Source organism: Nocardia sp. CY15 (assembly GCF_009829295.1).
GTDB lineage: Bacteria > Actinomycetota > Actinomycetes > Mycobacteriales > Mycobacteriaceae > Nocardia > Nocardia sputi.
Window position 1 is genome coordinate 1 of the sequence record NZ_VUOT01000071.1, and the last position, 7079, is coordinate 7079.

The following is a 7079-nucleotide window of genomic DNA, read 5'->3' on the forward strand; positions in this document are numbered from 1 at the left end:
GATCTCTTCGGCGGAATGCCGCTTACGTCCAGCCATGGTTCTCAGTGTCCCTTCCAGCCCCTCACCAGGGCCAACGGAACTCTAGTTCCAGGCGGTCTCATTCACCGGGGACAGGCCAATGGTTCTGGGGTATTCGCGGTGGCTGATGGCGCTGCTGGTCCCGACCCGGCATGCCGATCTGTTCGCGGGCTGGTGGACGCTGATCCAACGGTTGGGTTCGGTGCCAAAGGTTCTGGTCTGGGATGGTGAAGGCGCGATCGGCCGCTGGCGGGCAGGCCGCAACGAGCTCACGGCCGAATGCCAAGCCTTCCGTCGTGCGCCCCGAAATCGCTGCGAGCGCAGAGACCAGCATCGACACTGGCCTCCTCGGCGGCGGTCTGTCACGCGTCGTGGATTATCGAGCCGGAGAACTGCATGGTGATCGAAGTCGCGTTCGACAAGTCGGTTGTCGACGGGTCGACCGTGATGTTCCATCCGGCGAAGGGGGTCGGTTCGAAGTAGGCGTAGCTCACCTCATGATCGAGGGCGCCGTCGACTTCGACGTAACCGTAAGTTCCGTCGTCGAAGCTCCAGTCGGGTGGTCCGTTCTTCTTGGCGGTGACCCGGTACTCGAAGTCGAGAGCCAAAGACTTGGAAGTGAATTGATACGTTTTCCCTCGATAGCGATCGAGGTAGTTGCCTTGGTTGCCGAGGGTCAGGTTGATCGAGCTGCCGTTTCGCGGCACGGCTTTGTCCACCCATATCCGGACGCGGGTGAGCCGGACTCGGCCGAAACCGGCGAACTCGTCGGTGTCCAGGGGTACCTCGAAGCGGGCGGTCCCTGTCTTCTTGAATCGGGCGAGGACCTCGGGGGCGTTTGTGCTGTCGATGGTGTATCTCTTGTCGGCCAGGACCTGCGGCGGCGGGGAGAAGTGTTCCAGCGCCGTCGCGGAGTCCATGGTGATGCTTGTCAGGTTCGTCAGTCCGGCATCGAGTTCGCCGATGTTGTCGAGAATGCGTGGGCGCACTACCGAGGGTGCCAGTGCCCAGTAGAAGTACGAGGCGCGGTAGCCCTGTAGGGCGGTGAACAGCGAGCTCTTGGTGTCGAGGTAGCGCTGGTACAGCTGCTGCATCAGCGCTGCCAGGGGAGCCTCGCCGTGGACCAAGGAGTCCAGGTACTGCTGCAACTGCTGCTGTTCCTGTTCGGCCAACTGTTTTTGCAGACTGACCGCGGCGTACTGCTGGCCGGCCGCGACCGCGGCCGCTTGGGCGGCAGCCAATTCCTGCCCGTGGATGGCGACGGCGTCGACGGCTAGTTCGAGCTCGCGTGCGTAGCGGATGCCTTTCTGGACCGGATCGGCGAGCATGGCGTCGGTGTTTTGCTGGTAGATCCGCCACTGGAAGGTCGCGGTGAGATCTGCCCCGCCGGTGTCGAGGTTCATGTCCCGTAGCTTGGCGGCGTATTCCTCGGCGTCGTGGAAGTTCTCGACGGCGTCGACGATCTCCTTCGACAGGTCGTAGACCTTTTTCAGTGCCTCCGCGATTTTTTTGAGCTGGCCCATGCAGTCTTTGAGGCTCGCGGCCAGGTTCGCGATGTCACTGCCGGCCTGGGCGGCGGCTTCCACCGCCTCCGCTCCCTCGATCGCGCTGCCCGCGGCGGCGGCGCCTGCCGCAGGGTCGCCGACGAACATGGCGCCGATCCCGACGCCGAAGGTGATGACCGCGGTGCTGAGGTCGATGATCGCCTTGAGGATCTGTTGATTCTTCCATTCGGGTACGCCGATCTCCTCGAAGTCGATCTGGGTCTCCTCGGCAGTGTCCTGAGCCGCCGTCAGCCGTTGCTGCGCGGCGGCGACCGCGGCGCTGGCGTTGTCGAAGTTGTCTTTCGCCTGAGCCAGCAGTTGAGTGGCGTATTGGGTCTCGTAGGTCTTGTTCGCCAGCAGCGCCTTGGCGAGCTGGATGAAGTTGTCGGTGACGACGGTCTGGGTGCTGAGGGCCTGGTAGTCGGCCTCGTACTGTTTGGCTTCGGCGACGAAGGCCTTCGCGAGGTCGGTGTAGACCTGCCGACTCAGATACGGGACGAAGACTGTCCCATCGGATTCCGCGTTCATCTGCGCGGTGAGCAGTGCCAGCAGCGAGGAGCTGCGCAGGAGCACGCCCAGCAGCTCGACGTTGTAGCTCGACCAGTTCTTCAGCCATGCCAGCTGGCGTAGCGCCAGGTCCGGATGGGTGTCGTAGAGCAGCGAGGCGAACACGAACTCGGTGCGCATCGCCTGTTGGAAGTAGTCCGGGGCCGACAGGGCCGCGACCCCCTGGGCCCGGTCCAGAGGGCTTTGGACCGGACCACTGCCCTCGACATACTTGATCAGCACACCGCCGGAGGGCGGTGGAGCATCGATGACGGGTAGAGCGATGGTCTGCTGAGAGGCGACCACAGCCTGACCCTGCACGCTGCCCGCCAGCTCGTCGCAGAAGAGCACGAATCGGGCACCGTGATCGCTTCGGTAATCGAGGGTCACGGTGAACGGCTCATCGCTCTGCATCCGTCGCGCCTGGATCCACAGAACAGTGCGCTTCAGCTGCCACGAGATTCCGGCGGGTACGTTCACGACGTCGGCTACCAGCGTCACCAGGACAGGATCGAAACCCGAGTCGTGCAACGCGGTCTGTACCTCGCCCAGGTCGAGGTACATGGCCCGGAACACCGCGTAGGTGGCGTCGATCACGGTGGCCGAACAGCAGGGCACGTTGCCCTGCTGTTCGATGTCACCGTAGAGCGTGCGCCAATCGTAGGACTGCGCCGCAACGACATTCATGGCGCGGTCCTACACGCCCGCCAGGACGAGGTTCGGCGTGATAAGGGTCTCCAGCCGCCATGCCTCCACCGTCCACTGGTTGCGCTGCTGCTCAGTGACGTAGGCATTCATGCGGAAGCTGTCGGCCTCCTCGGCCACCGCGGCCCACTTACGGATGGCCGCGTCGACGCCCAGGTCCATGATGAGCGGGGGAACCTGCTCGATGTTCTTGTCGATCATCGTCCGGATCGTCTCGAGGTCGCTCGAGATGGCCCCCCAAACGCCCTCGATCTTCTGGATTACCGGCAGCACCGCGGTGAGGTCCTGCCCGATCGTCGTGGAGCTGTCCTTAGCGGATTCGACGGCGTGCATCAGGTTCGCGTAGGCGGCGTACTTCGCCTCCAGCGAATTGATGAGGTCCTTGGCGGCATTGATCCTGTGCAGGGCCTCCACGGCGCGACTGCCGTAGACGCCTGCCACGACTGATGCCGCGATGAAGCCGGGCAGTCCCAGCCACGCGTAGGTCGGCGTCGTCGCGGCCACCACGACATCGTGGTTGTACTCGTCGTTCGCTGCCTTCAGTACGGCCTTCGCGTCGGCGATCTGCTTCGTGACGTCGGCGACGTCCTTGCTGGCTTTGCCGTACTTGTCGTTGTAGTACGCGACGAGGCCACCATCACCGCCCGTCCCCACCATCGTCGTCTTGTCCGTCTCGGTGTCCTTCGCGAACTGATGGATTTGGGCGGTGACTGCGGTCGCTTTCTGCACCCGCGTGTCGGCGTCCTTCTTCAACACGTCCAGAATCGCCTTCAGCTTGTCTTTCGCCTGCTGGTCGTTCGGGTTGTCCGTCAGTTTTTGCGCCAGGTCCTTGATGGGCGGGTAATAGATGGGCGCTTTGTTCGAACCGTAATCGTTGATGTCGCTGGCCAGGCTGATCGTGGCAGGATAGATCGTCTCGCGCCACGTCGTGACGTGCTTGTTGATCTCCTGGTAGGCGTCGATCAACTTGGTGAAGTCGGATAGATCGCTGGGCGCGCCCGAGCCCAAGTTGTTCCGGAACTGGGTCTCGGTTGTCGGGAGAACAAGGGCCTCCTGAACGTAGGCCTGGATTCTGACCCACTCGGCCCGGCTCAGCGTAAACGCCGGCCCGCCCTGCTCGCCCGGGTCTGCCAGTTCCCGGGGCCCGATATTCAACTCCGCCATCGCAGAATCTCCTTCCAGGTGGTTGCAGTGACAGTCACCGGAGCGCGCCTGCGAGGACGCGGTTCGGCGTGATGAGGGTCGCCAGCCGCCATCCCTCCACGGTCCACTGCTCGAAACCGTCGGGCTGCTCGCTGACGTGGGCGTTCCTGAGGAATTTCTCGGCCTCTTGGGCCACCGCGGCCCACTTGGCGATGGCCGCGTCGACGCCCAGGTCCATGATGATCGGGGGGACCTGAGCGATGTTGTTGTCGATCAAGTCAAGGATGTACCCGAGGTCGTCGAACAAAGCACCCCATACTCCCTCGATCTTCTGGACCACCGGGAGAACTGCCGTGATGTCCTGCGCGATCGTCGAGGAACTCTGCTGAGCGGACCGAGCGGCGTTCATCAGATTCGCGTCGGCTGCCAACTCGGCTTCCAGCTTGTTGATCTGCGCCTTGGCGGCTTTCACTCGTTTCAGGGCTTCGACAGCGCGAGCGCCGTATTCACCGGCCACGACCGCTCCGGCGATGAACCCGGGCAATCCCAGCCACGCGTAGGCCGGCGTTGTCGACGCCACCACCACATCGTGGTTGTACTCGTCGTTCGCCGCCTTCAGCACAGTCTTCTCGTCGGCGATCTCCTTCGTGACGTCGGCGACGGCCTGGCTGGCTTGACCGTATTTCTTGTCGTAGTACGCGACCAGGCCGCCATTGCCGTCCGTCCCCACCAACGTTGTTTTGTCGGTTTCGATGTCATACGCGAACTGGAATGTCGTGCTCGACACCAAGCGCGCCCACTGTACCTGCTTGTCGGCCTCGCCCCGCAACGTCTTGAGAACCGACTTCAAGTCGTTCTTCGCCTGCTGATCGTTCGGATTGTTCATCAGCCGTTGCGCCAGGTCCTTGATGGGCGGGTAGTAGACCGGGACCTTGTCCCTGCCGTACTGAAGGATGTTGCTGGCCACGCTGATCGCCTTGGGATAGATCGAGTCACGCCAATTCTTGCCGTCATCATTGATCAGTCGATAGACATTGATCAGTTTGGTGAAGTCGGACAGGTCATTGGGCGCGCCCGGGCCCAAGGAGTTCCTGAACTCGGTCTGTGTTGTCGGAAGGACGAGCGCATCCTGGACGAAGACCTGGATCTTGATCCACTCGGGCCGGCTGAGAATGAAATTCGGCCCGCCCTGCACGCCGGGCTCGGACAACTCTCCGGGTCCGATATCCAAACTGGTCATCGATGACCTCCTTGTTGAGGGAAACCGGCCGGATAACACCAGCGAATGTCCTCTGTCGCTTTCGGGCACCGGCTGTAGTCAGAGCATCGGTATCAACATGCCCGCAACGCAATGAGCGACCAGTCGACCGATCGGCGGGTGCGATGGGGAAGATGGTTTCCGAACTCGAGCCTCACCAGGTTCGTAGATTTCGCGGCCGACAGTGGCACGAGGTATGCGGCGGTACGCGATCGTGCGCGCACGCTCGACTCACGCCCTTCACCCGAGAAGGTTCGTCCGATTTGCCTTCGCTTGCTCCGGTCCAGTGTTACTGCCGGAGAAGAGATTTGCTGACAGCCCTGTCCTGGCTCCACTCAGTTTGCGCCGAAAGTACGCGTTGTGTCGACATGATCGCCCTAACGACTCCGCCACTATTCCACGGTCTGACGCCGCACCTATTTCAGACCTGGGGTCTGCAATGGGCAGAGTTTCGAATGGCCAGGCTTCGTTCCTGCACGCGGTCGAAGAAGAGCGTCACGTCCTGGTCCGAGAACAGGTCCATCCGGGCGGTTTCTTCCCTCGAGAACTCCGCTTGCAAGTGCAGATGCACAATCGGTGCGCCTCATCCACCCGATCGGACCCGGCCTTCGAGCAGCAGACCGAGCGGTTTCCTTCGTCGTCCCATTGCAATAGGACTTGCAGCGGCATGGTGACCTGGGGGGCTCGACGGGATCGCCGTCGAACGCACCTTCACCGACAAGGCCTCCGGGAAGTACACCGCACGCCCACAGCTGGAGGAGCTGATCGCGTTCGTGCGCGACGGCGACACCGTGATCGTGCACTCCATGGACCACCTCGCCTGCAACCTCGACGACTTGCGCCGGTTGGTGCGCACTTTGACCGGCAAGGGTGTGCGGGTGGAGTTCGTGAAGGAGGCGCTGACCTTCACCGGGGAGGACTCACCGATGGTGAATCTGGTGCTGAGCGTGATGGGTGACTTCGCCGAGTTCGAACGCGCCCTCATCCTCGAACGCCAGCGCGAGGGCATCGCCGCGGCGAAGGCTTGCGGCGCCTACACCGACGCAAACCCGCCCTCACCGCCGAGCAAGCCGCCCAACTGCGCGCCCGCGCGGCCGCCCGGAGTGTCGAAAGCGGAGCTGGCCAGGGAGTTCGGTGTCAGCCGCGAAATCGTCTACTCATACCTGCGAACCGACGCCGCCGCATCCTGAACTGCGGATTGCACAGTTTCGAGGGTCAACTGTGAAACCGTCGCCGTGTTCGATTATTGGCAACAGCATGTCCACTTGGTTGTCCACCTCGGAGGTGTAGCCATAGCAGACAGACGGCCCGATCCCGTCGTTGACCGAGGTGCCGTTGCCGGGGACGTTCACCGTCAACCCGCCAGCATTGCGGACCAGGTATTCGGTCAGGTAGCACATGAACTGGTCAGCGGCCAGTGTTGTCGGCCAACGCTTTCGGGGTCGGGAACAGCGCGATCGCACCATATTCGACCCCATTGGGCCCTCCGCGGGTGATTGCCGCAGGATGGACTCGGACTCGGCGGTGTCCAGCTAGGTGTATGAGGCCGTGACGTTGGTGACGCCGGTGTGGAGGCGGCTGGCTGGGGGCCGGTTTCCGGCGGCAGTGTGGGGTCGATGGTAGTTGTAGTGGATGTTCCAGATTCCGAGTGCGTCGGTGCGTTGGGTTTCGCTGGTCCATTCACGGGCGTAGAGGAATTCCTCGGCCAGGATGCGGTGGTAGCGCTCGACCTTGCCGTTGTGCCGCGGCGTGTAGGGGTTGATGCGCTGGTGGCGAGCGCCGAGCAGCACCTTGGAGAAATCGGCCGCCCGGTAGCAGGCGCCGTTGAGTTCCTAACGGATGTCAACTCAGTAGAGTCTTCTCGC

Annotated in this window: 3 protein-coding genes and 3 pseudogenes; 2 read left to right on the plus strand and 4 right to left on the minus strand. The window is 62.7% G+C overall.

The window, feature by feature from the left end:
• Positions 1-118 precede the first annotated feature (118 nt).
• Positions 119-313, plus strand: a pseudogene (locus tag GVY39_RS33460) (IS21 family transposase); the annotation flags it as partial.
• A 67-nt stretch (positions 314-380) separates the two neighbouring features.
• Here GVY39_RS33460 and GVY39_RS33465 read toward each other — a convergent pair.
• Genes GVY39_RS33465 through GVY39_RS33475 form a run of 3 tightly spaced genes read right to left on the minus strand, consistent with a single transcriptional unit; the run spans position 381 to position 5265 of the window.
• Positions 381-2795 (minus strand): hypothetical protein, encoded by a 2415-nt coding sequence (locus GVY39_RS33465; protein WP_159989402.1) that lies wholly within the window; start codon positions 2793-2795, stop codon positions 381-383.
• Positions 2796-2804: 9 nt separating this feature from the next.
• Positions 2805-3977: an alpha-xenorhabdolysin family binary toxin subunit A gene (locus tag GVY39_RS33470; RefSeq protein WP_159989404.1), complete on the minus strand. Its 1173-nt coding sequence runs from the start codon at positions 3975-3977 to the stop codon at positions 2805-2807.
• Positions 3978-4011: 34 nt separating this feature from the next.
• Positions 4012-5265 (minus strand): alpha-xenorhabdolysin family binary toxin subunit A, encoded by a 1254-nt coding sequence (locus tag GVY39_RS33475; protein WP_159930970.1) that lies wholly within the window; start codon positions 5263-5265, stop codon positions 4012-4014.
• Positions 5266-5897: 632 nt separating this feature from the next.
• On the opposite strand from GVY39_RS33475, the pseudogene GVY39_RS33480 reads away from it, so the two are divergent.
• Positions 5898-6404, plus strand: a pseudogene (locus GVY39_RS33480) (recombinase family protein); the annotation flags it as partial.
• 342 nt (positions 6405-6746) lie between these two features.
• Here GVY39_RS33480 and GVY39_RS33485 read toward each other — a convergent pair.
• Positions 6747-7040 (minus strand): annotated as a pseudogene (locus GVY39_RS33485) (integrase core domain-containing protein); the annotation flags it as partial.
• Positions 7041-7079: the final 39 nt, after the last annotated feature.

What these genes read in the sequence shown, in the direction of transcription:
- GVY39_RS33465 (WP_159989402.1), bottom strand. Translation starts at nt 2,795, where the DNA reads ATGAATGTCGTTGCGGCGCAGTCCTACGATTGGCGCACGCTCTACGGT.
- GVY39_RS33470 (WP_159989404.1), bottom strand. Translation starts at nt 3,977, where the DNA reads ATGGCGGAGTTGAATATCGGGCCCCGGGAACTGGCAGACCCGGGCGAG.